This is a genomic window from Streptomyces sp. NPDC001787 (genome assembly GCF_040297465.1).
In the GTDB taxonomy this organism is placed as follows: domain Bacteria; phylum Actinomycetota; class Actinomycetes; order Streptomycetales; family Streptomycetaceae; genus Streptomyces.
In genome coordinates this window covers 66,255-84,340 of the sequence record NZ_JBEOZE010000003.1, presented here as the reverse complement: position 1 = coordinate 84,340, position 18,086 = coordinate 66,255, and the positions used below count along the sequence as shown (strand labels likewise).

Here is an 18,086-nt window from a genome sequence, read left to right as displayed (position 1 = left end):
CGCGACGGCGGACCGGGCGGGCGGGCGCGGCGGCGGACCGGCGGGCGCGCGGGTCGCGGGCCTCAGCCGCGTCCCCCGGCGGCCGGGAGAAGGTGCCCGGTGAACCAGTCCCGGGCCAGGTCCGCGACCCGGTCCAGCGCACCCGGCTCCTCGAAGAGATGGCTCGCCCCCGGGACGATCTCCAGCCGGTTCTCGCAGGTCAGCCGCTCGCGGGCCTGCTGGTTGAGCGCGAGCACCGTCGTGTCGAGGCCGCCCACGACAAGGAGTGTCGGGGCGCGTACGTCAGCGAGCCGGCTCCCGGCGAGGTCGGGCCGGCCGCCCCGCGAGACCACCGCGCCGACATCCGCGTCCGCCTCCGAGGCGGCCCGCAGCGCCGCCGCCGCTCCGGTGCTCGCCCCGAAGTAGCCGATCGGCAGCGCCACCCGGCCGCGCAGCAGGCGGGTGGCCTCCGCCAGGCGTCCGGCCAGGGTCCCGATGTCGAAGACATGCCCGTGGTCGGCCGCCTCCACGGGGGTGAGCAGATCGAACAGGAGCGTGCCCAGGCCCGCTTCGTTGAGGGACGCCGCGACCGATCTGTTGCGCGGGCTGTGGCGGCTGCTTCCCGAGCCGTGGGCGAACATCACGACCGCGCCGGCGCCGTCCGGCAGGACGAGATCCCCGGTCAGCTCGATGCCGCCGGTCCCGGCCGGCCCGCCCGAGCTGTGCGCGCCGCCCACGGCCAGCCGCACCTCCTCCGTACGGGGGGCCGGCGGGCGTGCGGACCGGGGGCGTACGGGCCGGTCCGCCGCCGCCCGTGCCAGCAGGGCGACGACCTCGTCGTCGGAGGTCTGGGAGAAGTCGCGGTACCACTCGCCGACGGACGAGAACGGCTGCGGCGCCGCCAGGCACACCACCTCGTCCACCCCTTCGCGCAGCCGGGCGACGGCGTCCGGCGGGGCCACCGGAACGGCCAGGACGACGCGTGACGCGCCCTGCGCCCGTACGACCGCGCACGCGGCACGGGCGGTGGAGCCGGTGGCGATCCCGTCGTCGACCACGATCACCGTGCGGCCCTCCAGCGCCCGGCGCGGACGGCCGTCACGGAACCGGTGCGCCCGCCGTACGAGCTCCGCCGACTCGGTGCGCTCGACCGCGGCGAGATCCTCCTCCGTGACGCCCGCGCGGCGGACGATGCCCTCGTCGACGACCCGTACCCCGTCCTCGCCGATGGCGCCGAATCCCAGCTCCCGGTGGTACGGGACGCCGAGCTTGCGGACGACGATCACATCGAGCGGCGCGTCCAGCTCCCTGGCCACCTCGTACGCCACCGGGACTCCGCCGCGGGGCAGGCCAAGGACGACGGGACGTTCCTCCCTCCACCGCCCCAGAACCCGGGCGAGCCGCAGTCCGGCGTCCGTGCGATCGGTGAACAGCACGATGGGTCACCCCCAGCGAGGGCGGACGGAGGCCGTACGCACACACCACGCGGTACGTGCCTACCTCGACGCAACCCCGTTCGCGGCCGTTCCGCAACTCCGGACCGGTCCGGTGTCCGGTCCGGTGTCCGGTCCGGTGTCCGGTCCGGTGCCCGGACCGGAGTCGCGGAAGCCCTCAGCGCAACGGCACGACCCCGGCCCCGGCCCCGCCGGTGTCACGGGGGCGCCGGGTCGCGGCGGCGACGGAGGCCATGAGTTCGGCGTCCAGGAAGGACGGATCGGCCAGCCGGGTCGCCGAGGCGTAGGAGCTGAGCAGGGCCTTGGTGACGCGCAGGGCGGCCTCGGGGCGGCGGACGACGGGCTTGGCCCAGGCGCTGACGGCCTCGTCGAGGGCGTCCTCGGGCACGACGCGCTGGAGGATCGACAGGCTGTACGCCTCGGTGGCGTCGAAGGCCCGTCCGGTGAGGATCAGCTCGCGGGCGCGGGCGGCGCCGACCTCGTGGATCAGCCGGGGCAGCACGCCGCCCCAGGCGGTGGGCAGCCCCAGGGCCAGCTCCGGCAGCCGGAATCCCGCGGTGTCGGCGCCGACCCGCAGGTCGCAGGCGAGGGCCAGGGCCAGCCCGGCGCCGATGGCCTTGCCCTGGACCCGGGCGATGGTGACGGCCCGGCTCCCGGAGAGCGCCTCGCAGACGCGGCGGGCCTTGTCCCCGGCGAGCCGGATGCCGCGCCCGGTCGGGTCCTCCTCCAGCCAGTCGGCGAACTCGGTCCGGTCCCCGCCCAGACAGAAGTCGTCCCCGGCACCGCTGAGCACCAGCACCCGTACGTCGGGGTCCGGTGCGGCCAGGACCTCCAGGAGGTCGTCCAGCATCGCCTCGGTGACCGCGTTGCCGGTGGCGGGGCAGTTCAGCTCCACGCGCAGGACGGCGCCCTCGCGCACGGTGCGTACGGTGCCCGGCCGGCCGTAGGGGGTCAGGAAGTCGGGGAGGGAGAGCCTCATGCCGTCACGCTCATCGAGGTCACCCGCCGGAAGACCATGCGGGAGGCGTAGTCGGGTGGCGCGGCGGCGCGCAGGGCCGGGAAGCGGTCCAGCAGCGCGGTCAGCAGCGTACGGGCCTCCAGGCGGGCGAGCGCCGCGCCCAGGCAGTAGTGCACACCGCCGCCGAAGGTGAGGTGGCCGCCGCCGCGCAGGATGTCGAAGGTGTCGGGGTCCTCGTTGCGCCGGGGGTCGTGGTTGGCGGCCCCGTACAGGACGTGGACCATGCTGTCCTTCGCGATCGGGACTCCGGCCAGGACGGTGTCCTCGGCGGCGATCCGGCTGTTGATGTGTATGGGCGGGTCGTACCGCAGGACCTCGTCGATGGCCGCGTCGATGTGCTCGGGGTGCTCCCGCAGCCAGGCCCACCGGCCGGGCTCCTCCAGCAGCAGCGCCACCATGGACGACAGCAGGGTCGCGGTGGTCTCCAGCGAGGCGATGGTGACGAACATGGTGAGGCGGTAGAGGATCTCGTCCGCCGTCTCCCGGTCGGGTTCGAGCCCGTCCCAGGTGTGGATCCAGCCGGTCAGGACGTCTTCGCCGGGAGCGGCACGGCGCCGCGCGACCAGGTCGGTGAAGTACGCGCGCAGTTGCACCGTCGCCTCGGCGGACACGGCGAGCTGGCTCCTGGTGGGCAGCAGCTCCTGGGCGTGCACCTGGTTGTGGGTGATCTCCAGGATGTGCGGATGGTCCTCGGGCGGGATGCCCAGCCAGGAGCCGATGGTGCTGATCGGGAGCTGTTCGCTGACGGTGCTGACGAGGTCCGCCTCGCCCCACCGGAGCTTGTCGGCCAGCTCGTCGAGGAGGCGGGCGACATGCCCCTCGACCTGCGGGGCCAGCCGCTCGATGGTCGAGCGGTCGAAGAGGTTGCCGAGGCTGCGGCGCTGGCAGGTGTGCGCGGGGGCGTTGAGGCGGGAGAGGGTCTTGGTCATCTCCTGGGTGGCGATCGCGTCCCAGCGCCCGGTGTCGTCCTGGCGTTCCTGCCAGGCGAAGTCGGGCGCCAGCCAGTGACGGCCGCGCAGCACCTGGCTGCACGCGTCGAAACCGGTGACGAAATAGCCGTTCCACGGAGCGCGTACGACGTCCCCCATGGCGCGCAGTTCACCCAGGAGCGGGTACGGATCGGCCTGGCCCTGGGGGGAGTGCAGGCGTCGCAGGAGCGAGATGAGGGCACGGCGGTCGGCGGGGGGCGTCCCTATGCCACTGATAGCGCTCACGCAGAGTTCCTTGACCTAGGCTCCGGGTTACCGCCTGAACCTACCCCTCCGCATATCTCCGCCAAGCCTCGATCTTTGTTGCCCCCGTCACATGCAAAAGTCGTGAATGCCCTTTGTCATATGCGAATAGCGATATGGGCACTCACTCATCGATGGCGTACGCACTCATCCGCGTACGCCCTTACTCAAACGCGCACTCATATGTGCGCTCAATTGCGCGTCGGGCGTCCGCTCACACCCGGAAGACGTCGAGGAACGAGCTCCACCAGCCCTTGGACTTCCTGTGCGACTCCGCAGCGTGATGATGCGGAACGGAGGGGTTGGACGCCGGCTGGGCGGCCGGCTGCGCGGCGGTCCGTGCGCCGGGCGCGGTGCCGCGTGCGGCGGTCGGGCTGAAGCGCACCGGCAGGGAGACCAGGGCCCGGTGGAACGGGCCCGGCCGCCACTCGACGCCCGAGGCCTGCACGGCCAGGGTGAGGTCCGGCACCGTGTTGAGGATCTTCTCGATCGCGGTGAGGGCGATGAGCTGCGCGGGCGACTTGGCCGGGCAGACATGCGGACCCGCGCCCCAGGCCAGATGGGCGCCCTTGCTCAGGGTCTGGCGGGCGCCGGTGAGGGCGGGGTCGCTGTTCGCGGCGGCGAAACTGATCAGGACCGGGGTGCCGGCCCGCAGGGTCACCCCGTCCAGGTCGATGTCCTGGATCGGGTAGTGCGTCGCGTAGTTGGCGATGGGCGGGTTGTTCCACAGCACGTCGTCGATCGCGTCCTCGACGAGCATCCCGGTACCGCGCCGCTCCGGCCCGGGGCCGGAGGCGTCCCCGGCCAGCAGGAGCAGCAGCGCGTTGGCGATGAGGTTGCGCTCCGGCTCCACGCCCGCGCCCATCAGCATGACGAGCTGGTCCTTGAGTTCCTCGTCGCGCAGGCCCGCCGGGTGCTGGATGAGCCAGGAGGTGATGTCCTCGCCCGGCTGGCGGCGCTTGAGCGCGACCAGTTCCATCAGGCACTCCGTCAGTTCCGCGTTGGCCCGCAGGACGTCCTCGCCGTCGAAGATGGCGGACATGCCGCGGGTCAGCCGGTCACCGATGTCACCGGGGCAGCCGAACAGCTGGTTGAACAGCAGCAGCGGCAGGAGCTTGGCGTACTCGCCCAGCAGGTCGGCGCTGCCGCGCTCGATGAACTGGTCGATGAGGTAGTCGCCGATGCGCTCGACGTCCCGGCTGAGGCGACTGGAGTTCAGGCGCCCGAGGCTCTCGGTCACCGCCTTGCGCAGCCGCAGATGCTCGGCGCCGTCCGTGAACAGGCAGTTGGGCCGGTACGCCATCATCGGCAGCACCGGGCTGTCGAGCGGCACCCGGCCCTCGCGCAGCGCGGCCCACCGGCGCGAGTCGCGGGGGAAGAGCGCCGGGTTCTGCAGAACCCGGAGCGCGGCCTCGTGCTGCACGACGAGCGTGGCCTCCACCCCGGGGGCCAGCTCGATCGGCGAGGCGGGCCCGTTCGCGCGGAACACGTCGTACACCCGGTGCGGGTCGGACGCGAACTCCGGCCCGTAGAGCGAGGTCTGCCCCTCCTGGTGCATGGGGCACCCAGCGGGGGCGCTGTACGGGGTGGCTCCCGGCTGAGAGTCCATGTGTGATTCCTCGGTGTGATCGCGGGGCTCCGCGGAGCCCCGGGCGGAAGGGAGGTCAGGCCGCGTGCGCGAGAAGATGCCGGACCAGGGTGATCAGTGCCTGTGCTGACGAGTTCCGGTCCCGGGCGTCGCAGTACACGACCGGGGTGTCGGGCAGCAGGTCGAGGGCCTCGCGCAGTTCGGCCTCGGCGTGCTGGGACTGGTCGAAGCTGTTGACCGCGACCGCGTACTCCAGGCCGTACGTCTCGACCAGGTCGATGACCGGGAAGGTGTCCGCCAGGCGGGCCGGGTCGACCAGGAGCAGGGCGCCGAGCGAGCCCCGCGCCATGTCCTCCCACAGCTCCACGAAGCGCTGCTGGCCGGGCGTACCGAACAGGTACAGCACCAGCTCGTCGCTCAGGGTCAGCCTGCCGAAGTCCAGCGCGACCGTGGTGGTCTTCTTGTCGGGCGCGCCCCGGAGATCGTCGATGTGCGCCCCGGCCTGCGTCATCCGTTCCTCGGTGCGCAGCGGGGTGATCTCGGAGAGAGTGCCGATGAGCGTCGTCTTGCCCACGGCGAAGTGTCCGACGACGAGGATCTTCGCCGCACGCTGCACCGCGTCCGGCACATACATGTTCTCAGCCGAACCGGACCTGGAGTCCATGCAACACCTCTTCGAGGATCTTCCTGTCAACGAGTTGGGCCGGTGGCGGGGCCTTGCGGCGGAGCAGGTACCCCTGTTCCGCTAAATCCTTCAGCAGCAGGCGAGCCACTCCGACGGGCAGCTCCAGATGCCCCGCCACCTCGGCCACCGACAGATAGCCGCCCGAGCACAGCTCCCAGATCGCCCGGACCTCGGGGCTCTGGTTCGGCGGCGGTACCGCCTCCGGGGCCAGCGTGACCAGGGTGACGAGGGAGAGGTCCTCCGGGGCGGGCAGACCGCGCCCGCCGGTGATGACATAGGAGCGGACGAACCCGCTGCTGACCTGCTGCTCCTCGCCCGGCGCCGTCATACGTCGCTTCCCGCGTTCTGGCGGGGAGGAGTGGTCATCGCCTTCCCCAGCGCGGTGACCTGCTGCTGCATACGGAAGGACATGGCCTCCATGTCCACGTCTGCCGCGGCGGTCGCCGCGAGGTAGGCGCCGGCGCCCGCCGCGATCAGGAAGATCCAGCCGTCCTCGTACTCCAGGAGCGTCTGCCGCCAGCGCCCGGGGGACTGGGTCCCGATGAAGGGGGCGACGGCCCGGCTGAGCGACTGCATGGAGCTCATGGCCGCCGCGACGGTCTCCGCGTCGTCCCGGCCGATCTCACTGGAGTTGGCCAGCAACAGGCCGTCGGCGGACACGAGGATCGCGTGCCGTGCGCCGGGTACCTGGAGTACGTCGTTCAGTACCCACGAGAGATCGGGGTTCACTGGGTCTCGGGTCCTTCCATCGTCGTCGTGTCACGCCCGGACCGCGTACCGCGCTGGAAGGCACCCAGCCGGGAAGCGGACTCCTCGTTGCTGCGCGCCGGCCCGGAGTCGGCCGACGGCACCGCTGACACGGGGCTCTTGCGACGGCGCTTGGGCAGACCGCCGGCGGTGGTGACCGGTCCCGCGTACTGCGGGGCGGCCTCCGCCAGCGGGGCGGCCGGCGGGAACAGCGGAGTGGGCGGCGGCGTGGGGGTCCGGTGCCGGGAGAACTCCGACGCGTCGTGCGCGGGGGCGTCGGGGGCCGGGGGAACCTCGCTGGTGAGAAGCTCGTCGGGCAGAAGAACCACCGCGCGTACGCCTCCATAGGGGGAAACGGAGTCCACCGAGATCTTGAACCCGTAGCGGGCGGCCAGCATGCCGGAGACGGCGAACCCGAACTGCGGCGGGATGCCCAGGCTGGAGACGCTGATCGCCGCCCGGGGCGAGAGGAGGTCCGCCGCGCGGTCCTTCTCCTCCTGGCCCATGCCGAGTCCCGCGTCGTCCACGATGAGGCAGACACCGGTGGGGACGGCCTGGATGTTGATCTCCACCGGGGTGCCGGGGGCGGAGTAGTTGGTGGCGTTGGCCAGCAGCTCGGCGAGGACCACGGCCACCGGCTCGACGGCCTTGCTGACGACCGAGAAGTTCACCTGCCCGTTGACCCGCACCCGGTCGAACTGCCGGATCCGTCCCTGGGCGCTGCGGGCCACGTCGAAGACCGAGGCGACGGTCTCCCGGCGGCCGAGCCAGCCGCCGCACAGCACGGCGATGCCCTGGGCGCGCCGCCCGAACTGGCTGTTGGCGTGGTCGATGGCCATCAGGTCGGCGAGCATCCCCGGGTCGTCGCCGTACTTGTGCTGGGCCTTCTCCAGGACCACCTGCTGCTCGTCCGCGAGGCCCTGGAGGGTACGCACGGCGGCCTTGAGGACGGCCTTGGTCTCCTCCTCGGCGTCCTTGCGGACCTCGGAGAGCTCCGAGGCGTGCCGGTGGAGCAGGCTGTTGTGGGCGACGTGGAGCTCGTCGCGCTGCCGGAGCAGCGTGTCGCGTTCCTTGCGGAGTTCGGAGTTGTGTCTGCGCAGTCTGATGTTGGTCGTGCGAGCCCGCAGAACGGCACCCACAGCGACCAGTGCTACGACAACCAGTGCCCAGAAGACAGGGCCCTGCGGAAATGTCATGAGACTCACTTCAAGTGCCATGGCTGGAAGACGGTGTGACACTCCCTCAGGCGGCGCACGGGTCCGGACTCGCCGAGTCGCGGTGTGCACCTCTTGGGAAGGCCCCTCCGAACGTGGGGCCGAGGAATTCATCCCTCCCGGAATGCCCCCATACACCATCAGCCCACTGGAAGTAAGATGATCTTACCACTGGGGTGATGACTAAATGTCAAGACAGCCACGCCAGTTGCCTTCCATGCGGAATGTTCACACGGCGCCCGACAAGGCGGACAACGGGGACACAGCCGATTTCTCACGGGGAAACAGGGGCATCTCCGGAGCCGGATCCAGGGCCCGGGGCACCCCCGGCGGTGGCCCGCCGGCCGGCTCCCGGGCCCGTCGCCACCGGCCGTGCCGCGTGCCGGGCAACGGGGCCGGCGAGCGCGTGGCGGGGGTCCCCGGCCCGGTCGATCGCCGACTCGACGGCGGCGATCCGGTCGGCCAGCAGGCCGAGTGCCGCGACGGCGCGCGTGAGCGGATCGCCCTCCGGGCCACCGAGCGTCCTGGCGCGCACATGGGCGGCCTTGACCTCGGCCCAGCGGGCGGACTGCGCGGGGGTGAGCGTGGAGCGCAGTTCGGCGAGCTTGAGGAGGTTGGCCTCGGCGCCGGTGGTGAGGGTCTGAGCCTCGCCGGTGTAGTGGTCATCGATCACCGCGGCGAGTTCCGCGCCGTTCATCACGGGGTCGATGCGTGCGGCGATCCTGTTCATGTTGCGGTACGAGCCCTGGAGCTGGAACGGGGGCTCGGCGCGGGTGGCGTCGGGCTGCGCGGCGGAGGCGATGTAGGCCGCGTTGACCGCCAGGACGGTGGCCCGCGCGGTGAGCAGGTGCCGCAGCACGGCGAGGACCCGCTCCCGCTCGGCCGGGGTGCCCGGGTGGCCGAGCCGGTCGGCGCGTGCGGTGGGATCGCCCTGCGCGAGGCGTACGAACAGGTCGAGGTCGGCGCGGTCCCGCCCGGCGAGCGGAGCGAGGACGGCGTTGGAGGTCAGGGCGTTCTCGATGAAGCTGAACGCGAAGGCGTCCTCCTTCCCGGTGAGGACGTCGCCGAGATTCCAGACGTCGGCCCGGTTGGCGAGCATGTCGGGGATACGGAAGCGCCGGCCGGCCTCGGTGTAGGGGTTGCCCGCCATACAGACGGCGAAGCGCTTGCCCCGCAGGTCGTAGGTGCGGCTTCGGCCCTCGCGGACGCCTTCCATCCGGCGGGTGGTGTCGCACAACGAGATGAACTTCTGGAGGAGTTCGGGCGAGGTGTGCTGGATGTCGTCGATGTGGAGCAGGGTGTTGTTGCCGGTCTCCAGCGCGAAGTTGATCTTCTCGACCTCCCGGCGGGCGGTGGCGTTGGGGGCCTCGGCCGGGTCCAGCGAGGTCACCGTGTGCCCGAGGGCCGGACCGTTGACCGTGACCAGGACCAGCCCGAGCCGGTCGGCGACGTACTCCATGAGCGTCGTCTTGCCGTAGCCGGGCGGTGAGATGAGCAGCAGCAGTCCGTGGTTGTCGGTCCGCCTGCTCTCGCCGGTGGTGCCGAGCTGCTTGGCGAGGTTGTCGCCGATGAGGGGGAGGAAGACCTCGTCGAGGAGACGGTTGCGGACGAAGGCGGACATCACCCGGGGGCGGTACTCGTCCAGGCGCAGACGGGCGTGCTCGGCGGCGACGAGCGCGGCGCGCCGTCGCTGGTAGTCACGGAATCCGGCCGCGTCCCGGGTGGTGAAGTCCCGTGTCCGGGCCAGCACTTCGTCGATACGGAGGGTGAGCCCGCGGTCGATGACGTTCGGGTGGGTGCCGAGCAGCCCGTCGACCGTCTCGGACAGGGGCGCCCCGGTCTCGTACCGGCCGAGCCCCGGGCAGAGTTCGAGGGCCACCGCCTCCGCGAGGTCCTCGGGCGCGGCGGGCCCGCCGGCCGCGGCGGTGAACGAGGCCAGCCACGCCTCGACGAGCTGACGCCGGTCTGCCAGGGAGTCCAGCGCCGCCAGGTCCTCGTCGTAGGCGCCGCCCGCCGCACGGCGGAACGCGTCGAGCAGGGTGCGGGCGGCCGTGCTCGTGGCGAAGCCGTCCGGCCCGCGGGTCAGCTCCTCGAAGAGGTACTCGGCGGCGAGGTCCATGGCGGGACCGCCCATCGCGGCGGCCAGCTCGGCCCGCAGCCCGGCGATGGCGGGGGAGGGCCCGAACGCGGCGCGGGCGCGGGCCAGTGAGGTCATGCGCCGCAGCCAGGCCGCGCGGGCCGGCTCCGTCGTGCCGTGCGCCCAGAACAGCTGGGCCTCGGCGCGCGCCGAGGGCGGGTAGCGCAGCAGACCGGCGCCCTCGTGCAGGCGCAGCAGCGCGCCGAGGATCGCGGTGGCGTCGTGGTCGTGGACACCCCGCTCGTAGCCCTCGTCGTAGGCGGCCTCGGCGGCGCTCCGCACGAGGGCGGGCAGGTCGGCCCCGGTCAGGGCCTCGGGCCCGTGCTCGGTGAGCAGGCGTACGGCGAGGTATTCGGCGCGGTAGACATCGGCGTTCTCGGACGGCAGCGACCGGCCCCAGTAGGGGCGGGTGGCCGCGAACTCCGGGTCGGTGACGGGGGAGCGGTAGTCGGTGCCGGTGAGGGCGAAGGCGAGCCCGTCGTCCTGCGGGACCAGGGTGAGTTCCAGGGACTGGGCGTTGACGGCGAACCGGTGCCGGCCCAGGCGCACGGAACGGCCGCCGTCCGTGTACAGCTCGGTGCGGTCGCGCAGCGCGCGGGCGGCCTCCTGCCGGGCCGCCTTGAGCCGGCCTTCGAGCTCCCCCGCCCGCACCTCCTCGCCCAGCCCGCGCAGTTCCTCGGCGATCCGGCGGATCCGCGCGGTCATGGGGTCGGAGGCGAAGTAGGTGCTGACCGCGTCGGCATCGGCCAGTGTCGCCGCCCGGCGGGTGACGGTCTCCAGCACCCGGACCGCCGAGGTCGCCAGCCGCTCGGCGCGGCGGGAGCGGTCGTCCCGAAGGGTCTGCGCGCGCGAGGAGAACGCCTCGTACACCTCGGTGCGCTGGGCACCGAGTTCGGTGAGGAAGGCATCGGAGTCCGCGAACCGCGACTCCAGGTTCTCCAGCTGGAGCAGCAGCCCGGCGAGCTGCCGCTCGCATTCGTCGGGGGTGTCCGCGGCGGCGAGCGCACCGGTCACGGACTGGGCGAACAGGCCGCGTTCCGCGGCGAATTCGGCCCGTCCCTCATGGACGCGGAGTTCCCGGCGGCGGGCGTCGAGCAGGGCGCGGGACCGGTTGACCCCGCCGAGCACTTCGGCGATCCGCTCCAGGATGGAGGTGCGCAGGGTGGCATCGCCGATGTCGAGCCCGGCCACCACCTCGGTGACGGTCCGCAGTCCCTCGGCCCGTTCGTCCAGCTGGGCGGCGATCGGCTCCGCCCCGGCGACGGTGCCGATGGCCCCGGCCTCCTCGGCGAGCCGGCCGATGTCCTCGTGCACGTCGGCGAAGGCGTCCTCGCGCTCCAGGAACGCGACGGCGCGCCGGGCGAAGGACGCGATGTCGGCGTCGGCCGCGGCGGCCAGTTCGTCGATGCGCCCGGTGTCCGCGTACCGCATCTCCTTCAGCGTGAGCAGCTGTCCCTGCGCCCGCCGCAGCGCGGTCAGCCGGTCCACCCAGCCGGCGGCGCCGTCGGGCACCTCCCCGCGTACGCGGCGCACCAGCGACGCGAGGGCCCCGGCGGACTCCTCCAGCGCCTCGGCGGCCCGGCGGGTCAGCGCCGTCACGGTCTCGAACTCGGACAGCACCTGCTCGGCCGTGGCCCGTACCCGGTCCAGCGGCGTGCGCAGATCACCGGCCTCCGGGTCACCGAGCCAGTGGTAGCGGTCCCCGGCCCGGACACAGGCGGCGACGAGCGTCCTGTACACCCCGGTGGTGGGTTCCGTCCCGGACACGCCGCGGGCGATCGAGAGGCAGTCGGAGATGCCCCGCACCAGGTCCGCGTTGCCGATGCGGGACAGGGCGCCGGTGCCGGGGGCCCGCGCGGCGGCGTGGGTGTCGGAGACGTACGGGGTCCGCCACCGCTGGACGGGGTGCACCCGGGACGGCTCGTCGGCCCCGCCGCGCAGCACCAGGAGCGTGCCGTCGTCGAAGAGCGCGTGGCCCTGGCAGGACACCGGTGTGGCGACGGCCTTGCGGATGATGTTGTACGGGAGGAGAAGGCTGCGGCCCGCGAGCCGGGCGCGGAACTCGTACAGCACGTCCTCGCCGTTCGGCGAGCGCACCGTCCGCTCGAACTCCATGGCCTCGTCGCCGGACGCGTCGTCGGCGTGGGCCCCGGTGTCGAACGTCTTCGCCTCGCCGGAGGTGAGGTAGTAGCCGCCGGGGAAGACGACCCCCTGGTCCTCGGGGAGACGACGGCAGGCCTGGCCGATGCCGTCGAGCCGCGTCACGGTCCCGGTGACGCCGTTGAAGACGAGGTGGCGCCGCCGCTCCTCCTTGTACGGGCGCACGCGCAGCAGGACCAGCGGCCCCACCCGCGCGTAGTCGATCTCGGCGTCGGCGAGCGACTGGAGGGGATCGTCGACCGGCTCCGAGTGGATCCCCTCGCCCGTCCCGGTGTCGTCGACGGCCTTCACGGTGAGCGTGCCGCCGACCGTGGCGACGAACACCTCGCCGCCGATGGACACATGCGGGTGGCGGCCCAGGACGTGGTCCTCACGGGTGGCGGCGGTCCACTCGACGTCGTGCGACGGGGGCAGGACGTGGTCCCGCTCACCGCGGGCGTCCAGGAACGCGGCCCTGCCGTCCGCGTCCAGGGTCCACCGCAGGACGCGGATGTCGTCGCTCTTGTCCCCGGTCCGGAAGACGGCGAGGAGTTTCCCGTCGATGTGCCGGAGCCGAAGGAGCCGGGCCTCGCGGAAGTAGCGGTACAGGGCGGTGAACTCCCGCCGGAACGCGGGGTCGTCGAGCAGACCGGGAACGGCGTCCTCGGGGAGCCGCTCCAGATCGCGGTCGTGCAGGGCGAAGACATCGCCCACCGCCGTCCCCGGCCGCGGCCCCGGGGACACGTTGTGGCCGAGGAGCAGCCGGTCCCCCACGGCGACGATGTCCCGGGGCACGGACGGCTGCCCGGTGCGCAGGTTCTCGGTGCCCGCCAGGGTCAGCTCGGTGGAGCCGAACTCCTCGGTGCGGCGGGCGTTGAGCGCCTCGGCCCGGCGGGCCAGCTCGCCGGCCTGCGCGCCGAGCCGGTCCCGCAGCACCTCGTAGGTGCCCGCGTCCAGGGCGGACGTGCTGTTCATGGTGATGGCTCCCTGCGGATACGTACGGTGCCCGGACGGTCGGACCGGGGCGGGGCGGGGCGGGGCGGCCGGTTCCCGTGAGGTTCGGCCGCACCGGACATGACGGGGCGTGAGGGGCCGCGGTGGCCGCCCGGCCGCTGTGGCCGTGCGGGCCGGACCCCCGGCCGCGGTGGCCGGGCGGGCCGGCCCCCCGGCCTCAGATCCCCTTGGCCCCCGCCGCGGTCCCGGCCCCGTTGAGGCCGACCCCCAGCTCCGCCAGCGGTACATCGGCGAGACCCAGTTGCCCGGCCTTCTCCAGCAGCTCACGCAGCGGCCCGGACTGGGCGCCACCGGACTTCATCAGCTTCATCAGCAGGGCCGACACCGTCAGGTTCCGTACGTCGGCGGTGGACACGGAGCCGAGCACACGGGTCATGTCCTCGGTGAAGTCGGACGTGCCGTCCAGCCAGTTCTTCCCCAGTGCCTGCGCGGTGTCGGAGTTCTGGACGAAGGCGTCGACGCTCCTGCCGAGCGAGATGGAGGAGACGAGCCGGTCGAAGAAGACGGACTCGCCGCCGACGATGCTGATGTCGGCGCTCTCCAGGCCGGTCGCGATCACCGTGGCCTGCGCCTCGGCGACCTGGCGCTGGGTGTCGAGCCCGGCCAGCCGGATCTCCTTCTCCGCGTCCAGCCGCAGCCGGTACTCCTCGTGACCGCGCGAGGCCTCGTCCAGCGCCGCCATCGCTGCCGCCTTCTCGGTGAGCCCCGCCGCCTCGGCCTTCAGCTTCTCGCCGATGACCGCCGCGTCGGCCGCCGCCTGCGCCAGTGTGCCCTCGGCGACCGCCAGCGCCTTGAGCCTGGACCCCTCGGCCTCGGCCCGCAGCCGGGCGGACGTGGCCTCGGCCTCCGCGAGGCCCGCCTTCTCGATGACGTCGGCCTCCTTCTCGCGTACCTGTATGGCGGCGAGTCCGGGGGCCGCCGCCTCGGCCTGGGTGCCCTCGGCCAGCCGCAGCTTGGCCCGCGCGTCGAGTTCGGCCGACTTCACCCGGGCCTCGGCGAGGGTGAGCTCCTCGGCGGCCCGGTGCACGGCCGCCTGCTCCGCCGCTTCCGCCGCCTTGATGTCCTTGACCAGCAGTTCCTGCGCCTCGGCCTCGGCGGCGATGACGATCGCCTGGCGGTTGCGCTCGGCCTCCTCCACGGCCCGCAGCTTCTTGATCGACTCCTCCTGCTCGGCGACCGTACGGTCCACGGCGACCCGCTCCCGGATCACCTCGGCGATGTCCCGGCGCTCCGCCTCGACCTCCTTCTCGGCGGAGATACGGCTCAGCTGCGTCTCCCGCTCCCGGGCGATGACCTCCAGCAGCCGGTCCTTCTCGATGCGCTCGCTCTCGATGGCGATGACCCGCTCGCGGTTCTTCTCGGCGACCGCGACCTCACGGGCCTGGTTCTCCCGCTGGATACCGAGCTGCTCCTCGGTCTTGAGGAAGGCGGCCTGCGCCCGCAGCCGCTGCTCCTCCTGCACCTGCGAGGTCTCGGCCTCCTCGCGGGCCCGGACGGTCTCGATCTCACGGCGCTGCTTGATCTCGGCATCGGCCTGACGCCGCTCCAGCTCCAGGATGGCCTCCCGGGCGTCGACGTTCTGCCGGGTGATCTCCTTCTCCTCGGTGCGCTGGAACTCGTTGGTGCGCACATGCTCGATCGCCGTCAGCTCGGTGATCTTGCGGATGCCCTGGGCGTCCAGGATGTTGGTGGCGTCCAGCTGCTGGAGCGGTGTCTGCTCCAGGTAGTCGATGGCCGCGTCCTCCAGGCTGTAGCCGTTCAGATCGGTGCCGATGACCTGGATGATCCGGTCCCTGAACTCGTCGCGCTTGGTGTACAGATCCGTGAAGTCGAGCTGCTTGCCCACGGTCTTGAGCGCCTCGGAGAACTTGGCGTTGAACAGCTCCTGGAGCGTCTCCTTGTCGCTCGCCCGCGCCGTGCCGATGGCCTGGGCGACCTTGATGACGTCCTCGACGGTCTTGTTGACGCGGACGAAGAACGAGATCCGGATGTCGGCACGGATGTTGTCGCGGCAGATCAGCCCGTCGCGTCCGGTCCGGCTGATGTCGATGGTCTTGACCGCGATGTCCATCGTCTCGGCCTTGTGCAGCACGGGCAGTACGACCTGCCCGGTGAAGGTGACGTCGACCTTCCGCATCTTGGAGACGATCAGCGCCTTGCCCTGCTCGACCTTCCGGAAGAGCCGGCTGACGACGAGGAGCAGGGCGACGGCGATGAGCAGGACAACGGCGATGAGCACGCCGACGCCCAAGGAGATGGCATCCATGGTGAAGTCCTAGCGGTGGAGGTGCGGCGAAGGTCGCCGGAAGTGGGAGAAGGCGCCGGGGTCCGGGCGGTCCGCGGTGCTCCGGTGCGGTCCGCGGTGTTCCGGTGCGGTCCGGGCCAAGGCTCAGGCGGCGGTACGTGGATCGAGCGCCGCGTCGTAGGGCGCGACCCAGAAGAACTCGCCGTCGTCGTCGTAGGCGTACAACAGCCCCGTACTGCCCCGCGTCAGCGTGGCCGCGAGGTCCTCGCCGAGGCGGCGGACCTGGACCAGGGCGGTGGAGCCGTCCGTCGCGGCGACCTCCGCCTGGCCGAACGCACCATCCACCCGTCCCGTGCGGATGGTGCAGGTCCGCCCGATGAAGTCTTCCCGGGACGGCCCGGGTTCATCGGGGAAGAGCCTGGCCAGTGGTCGTACGAGCTGCCGGGTGAGCCACCAGGACAGGAGCAGCGAGCCGAGGAGGACCCCGGCGGCGAGGGCGGCGTGGACCGGTCCGGCGAGCCCGGCGCGATGCAGGGCCAGAGTCCCGGCCAGACCGGTGAACCAGGCGATGCCGGTCATCAGGGAGGCCCCGACCGTGACCGGCACCCCGTCGGCGATGCCCAGCGCGGTGCCGGGCAGGTCCCCCTCGAAGCTGTCGTGCTCGGCGGCACCGAACAGGACCAGCAGCCAGAAGGCCACGACCACGACGAGCGCGGCGCTGAAGAGTGAGGCGGGAAATCCGAACGCGGCATCAAGGAATTCGCTCACTGTTCCGCCCCCTACGTCCGTGACTCCCGTCGGCGGGGACACCGGTACGGCCCCGCTCCGGGAGGTCACCACTTCCGCGTTCCGGCAGTGGGACTGTCCCTCGCGCTCCCCGCGACCATCCTGGCAAAGGGGCACGATTGTTCGCATTGCCGGAGTCCGGCAATCTTTACGCGTCCTTAATGCCGGATCGTGCCCGTGGCGGAATGGCCGTGTTCCTCCCCGTTCCGGTGCCCTGCGGCGAGGCCGGTGGACGCGTTACCGGTGCGAACGGCCGCACACGGTCGCGCAGGGGCGCGAACGGGAGGGGCGCGGACAGGGGAGGGACGCGCTGCGGCGTTCGGCTCATGGAGTCCGGACCACGGCGGTTGATCTTGATCCCGCGCTCCCGGCGGTGCTACTTCGGCCCTACCGAATCAAGGGAGAGCGCCGTGCGCCAACTTCACCTCCTTTCGTCCCGCCTTTTCCCCCGTGCACCGCGTTCCGTCCGTGCGCGGCTACGGTCCGCCATCGGCGGCCTCGCGGTCCTCGCGGTCCTCGCCGTCCCCGTGCAGGCGGGTCCGGCCGCCGCCGGAGGACACCGTCCGCCCGTCGCGGCGGACCCCGCGGCGATCCGTGACTGGAACGCCATCGCCACCGAGACGATCAGCGCCAACCTCGGCGCCACCCGCCCCTCCGGGCAGGTGGCGCTCTGGCACGGGTTCGTCTCCGCCGCCGTCTACAACGCCGTGGTCGGCATCGAGGGCAGCTACGCCCCGTACAAGTGGAGGGAGCGCGGCCCTGCCTGGGCGTCCCCCGAAGCGGCGGCCGTGACCGCCGCGCACCACGTCCTGCTCACCTGCTTCCCGGCCTCGCGGGCGAGCCTCGACACCGCGTACGCCGCCTCCCTGGACAGGATTCCCGCAGGTCCGGCGAAGGACCGGGGCGTGGCCTTCGGGGAACGGGCCGCCGCCCACCTCATGGAACTGCGCGAGGACGACGGCCGGTTCGCGGACGTGCCCTTCACGATGCCGCCCGCCCCCGGCGTCTGGCGCCCCACCGCACCCGCCCGCCTGCCCTTCATCGACACCTGGCTCGGCAGGCTCCGGCCGCTCCTGCTCACCTCGCCCGACCAGTTCCGCCCCGGACCGCCGCCCGCCCTGCCCTCGGCCCGCTACGCGCGGGACGTGAACGAGGCGAAGAGCATGGGAGCGAAGACCGGCTCGGGCCGAACGGCGCACCAGACCGGGACCGCCCTCTTCTTCGGGGGCAATCTGCTGGTCCAGGTCCAGTCGGCCCTGCGCGACCATGCCGCCCGGCACCGCCTCGGCATCGCGGAGACGGCGCGGCTGTTCGCCGCGGCGAACACCGCGGCGACCGATGCCGCCATCACCGCGTGGGACTCCAAGCTCCAGTACGGCTTCTGGCGTCCGGTCACCGCGATCCAGCTCGCCGGGACCGACGGCAACCCCGCGACGGAGGCCGACCCGCAGTGGGAGCCGCTGCTCGTCACGCCCCCGCACCCCGAGTACGTCAGCGGCCACGCGACGGTCGCGGGCGCGGTGATGCGGGCGGTCACCGGAGTCCTCGGCACCTCACGGGTCGACCTCGACGTCCCCTCCGAGATCACCGGCACCACACGGCACTACGAGTACGCCGACCAGTTCAACGAGGACATGATCGACGCCCGTGTGTTCGGCGGGATCCACTTCCGTACCTCGGACATCACCGGATGCCGGGTCGGCGACCGTATCGGCGGCTGGGCGCTGGCCCACTACTTCCGGCCGCTGAACCCGGGGGACGCGCGGGCGTCGGACCCCGGCCCGGCCGCCCGGCCGAACTGTCCGGGCGGGGACGCCGGGAACGCCCCATGACCGCCGGGGCCCCCGG

The 18,086-nt window shown here is 72.5% G+C and carries 12 protein-coding genes; 1 reads left to right on the top strand and 11 read right to left on the bottom strand.

The features are described from left to right. Positions 1 to 62: 62 nt before the first annotated feature. The 11 genes from ABT170_RS05340 to ABT170_RS05290 all read right to left on the bottom strand — a co-directional run bounded on the left by ABT170_RS05340 (position 63) and on the right by ABT170_RS05290 (position 16,220). Positions 63 to 1,415, bottom strand: coding sequence for a phosphoribosyltransferase family protein (locus tag ABT170_RS05340; RefSeq protein WP_351864230.1), 1,353 nt, complete (start codon positions 1,413 to 1,415; stop codon positions 63 to 65). Positions 1,416 to 1,590: 175 nt separating this feature from the next. After that, positions 1,591 to 2,412: an enoyl-CoA hydratase/isomerase family protein gene (locus tag ABT170_RS05335; protein ID WP_329944575.1), complete on the bottom strand. Its 822-nt coding sequence runs from the start codon at positions 2,410 to 2,412 to the stop codon at positions 1,591 to 1,593. Further along, complete coding sequence (locus tag ABT170_RS05330) at positions 2,409 to 3,539, bottom strand: cytochrome P450 (RefSeq protein WP_329944932.1); 1,131 nt, start codon at positions 3,537 to 3,539, stop codon at positions 2,409 to 2,411. Before ABT170_RS05330 ends, ABT170_RS05335 begins: the two co-directional genes overlap by 4 nt. A 358-nt stretch (positions 3,540 to 3,897) precedes the next feature. After that, entirely contained in the window at positions 3,898 to 5,292 is a 1,395-nt protein-coding gene (locus ABT170_RS05325; protein ID WP_351864227.1) for a cytochrome P450 family protein, read from the bottom strand. Between the two features lie 55 nt (positions 5,293 to 5,347). Next, positions 5,348 to 5,935: a GTP-binding protein gene (locus tag ABT170_RS05320; protein WP_329944573.1), complete on the bottom strand. Its 588-nt coding sequence runs from the start codon at positions 5,933 to 5,935 to the stop codon at positions 5,348 to 5,350. Continuing rightward, a complete protein-coding gene (locus tag ABT170_RS05315) occupies positions 5,910 to 6,284 on the bottom strand; it encodes a DUF742 domain-containing protein (RefSeq protein WP_329944572.1) in 375 nt (124 codons plus the stop codon). The genes ABT170_RS05320 and ABT170_RS05315 overlap by 26 nt, the downstream gene beginning before the upstream one ends. Beyond that, the gene (locus ABT170_RS05310; protein WP_329944571.1) at positions 6,281 to 6,685 is read right to left on the bottom strand and encodes a roadblock/LC7 domain-containing protein; all 405 of its coding nucleotides are present in this window, start codon (positions 6,683 to 6,685) and stop codon (positions 6,281 to 6,283) included. Before ABT170_RS05310 ends, ABT170_RS05315 begins: the two co-directional genes overlap by 4 nt. Beyond that, positions 6,682 to 7,899: an ATP-binding protein gene (locus tag ABT170_RS05305; RefSeq protein WP_329944570.1), complete on the bottom strand. Its 1,218-nt coding sequence runs from the start codon at positions 7,897 to 7,899 to the stop codon at positions 6,682 to 6,684. The genes ABT170_RS05310 and ABT170_RS05305 overlap by 4 nt, the downstream gene beginning before the upstream one ends. 292 nt (positions 7,900 to 8,191) lie before the next feature. Further along, on the bottom strand, positions 8,192 to 13,168 hold the full coding sequence (locus ABT170_RS05300; protein ID WP_351864222.1) for a DNA repair ATPase: 4,977 nt from the start codon (positions 13,166 to 13,168) through the stop codon (positions 8,192 to 8,194). Positions 13,169 to 13,364: 196 nt separating this feature from the next. Further along, the gene (locus tag ABT170_RS05295) at positions 13,365 to 15,473 is read right to left on the bottom strand and encodes a flotillin family protein (RefSeq protein ID WP_329944568.1); all 2,109 of its coding nucleotides are present in this window, start codon (positions 15,471 to 15,473) and stop codon (positions 13,365 to 13,367) included. A 123-nt stretch (positions 15,474 to 15,596) separates the two neighbouring features. Then, positions 15,597 to 16,220: a hypothetical protein gene (locus ABT170_RS05290; RefSeq protein WP_329944567.1), complete on the bottom strand. Its 624-nt coding sequence runs from the start codon at positions 16,218 to 16,220 to the stop codon at positions 15,597 to 15,599. Between the two features lie 428 nt (positions 16,221 to 16,648). Between ABT170_RS05290 and ABT170_RS05285 the strand changes: the two genes are divergently transcribed. Further along, the gene (locus ABT170_RS05285; RefSeq protein ID WP_351864218.1) at positions 16,649 to 18,070 is read left to right on the top strand and encodes a vanadium-dependent haloperoxidase; all 1,422 of its coding nucleotides are present in this window, start codon (positions 16,649 to 16,651) and stop codon (positions 18,068 to 18,070) included. The last annotated feature ends 16 nt before the right edge of the window (positions 18,071 to 18,086 follow it).

What these genes read in the sequence shown, in the direction of transcription:
- ABT170_RS05325 (WP_351864227.1), bottom strand. Translation starts at nt 5,292, where the DNA reads ATGGACTCTCAGCCGGGAGCCACCCCGTACAGCGCCCCCGCTGGGTGC.
- ABT170_RS05320 (WP_329944573.1), bottom strand. Translation starts at nt 5,935, where the DNA reads ATGGACTCCAGGTCCGGTTCGGCTGAGAACATGTATGTGCCGGACGCG.
- ABT170_RS05335 (WP_329944575.1), bottom strand. Translation starts at nt 2,412, where the DNA reads ATGAGGCTCTCCCTCCCCGACTTCCTGACCCCCTACGGCCGGCCGGGC.
- ABT170_RS05315 (WP_329944572.1), bottom strand. Translation starts at nt 6,284, where the DNA reads ATGACGGCGCCGGGCGAGGAGCAGCAGGTCAGCAGCGGGTTCGTCCGC.
- ABT170_RS05305 (WP_329944570.1), bottom strand. Translation starts at nt 7,899, where the DNA reads ATGACATTTCCGCAGGGCCCTGTCTTCTGGGCACTGGTTGTCGTAGCA.
- ABT170_RS05295 (WP_329944568.1), bottom strand. Translation starts at nt 15,473, where the DNA reads ATGGATGCCATCTCCTTGGGCGTCGGCGTGCTCATCGCCGTTGTCCTG.
- ABT170_RS05330 (WP_329944932.1), bottom strand. Translation starts at nt 3,539, where the DNA reads ATGGGGGACGTCGTACGCGCTCCGTGGAACGGCTATTTCGTCACCGGT.
- ABT170_RS05300 (WP_351864222.1), bottom strand. Translation starts at nt 13,168, where the DNA reads ATGAACAGCACGTCCGCCCTGGACGCGGGCACCTACGAGGTGCTGCGG.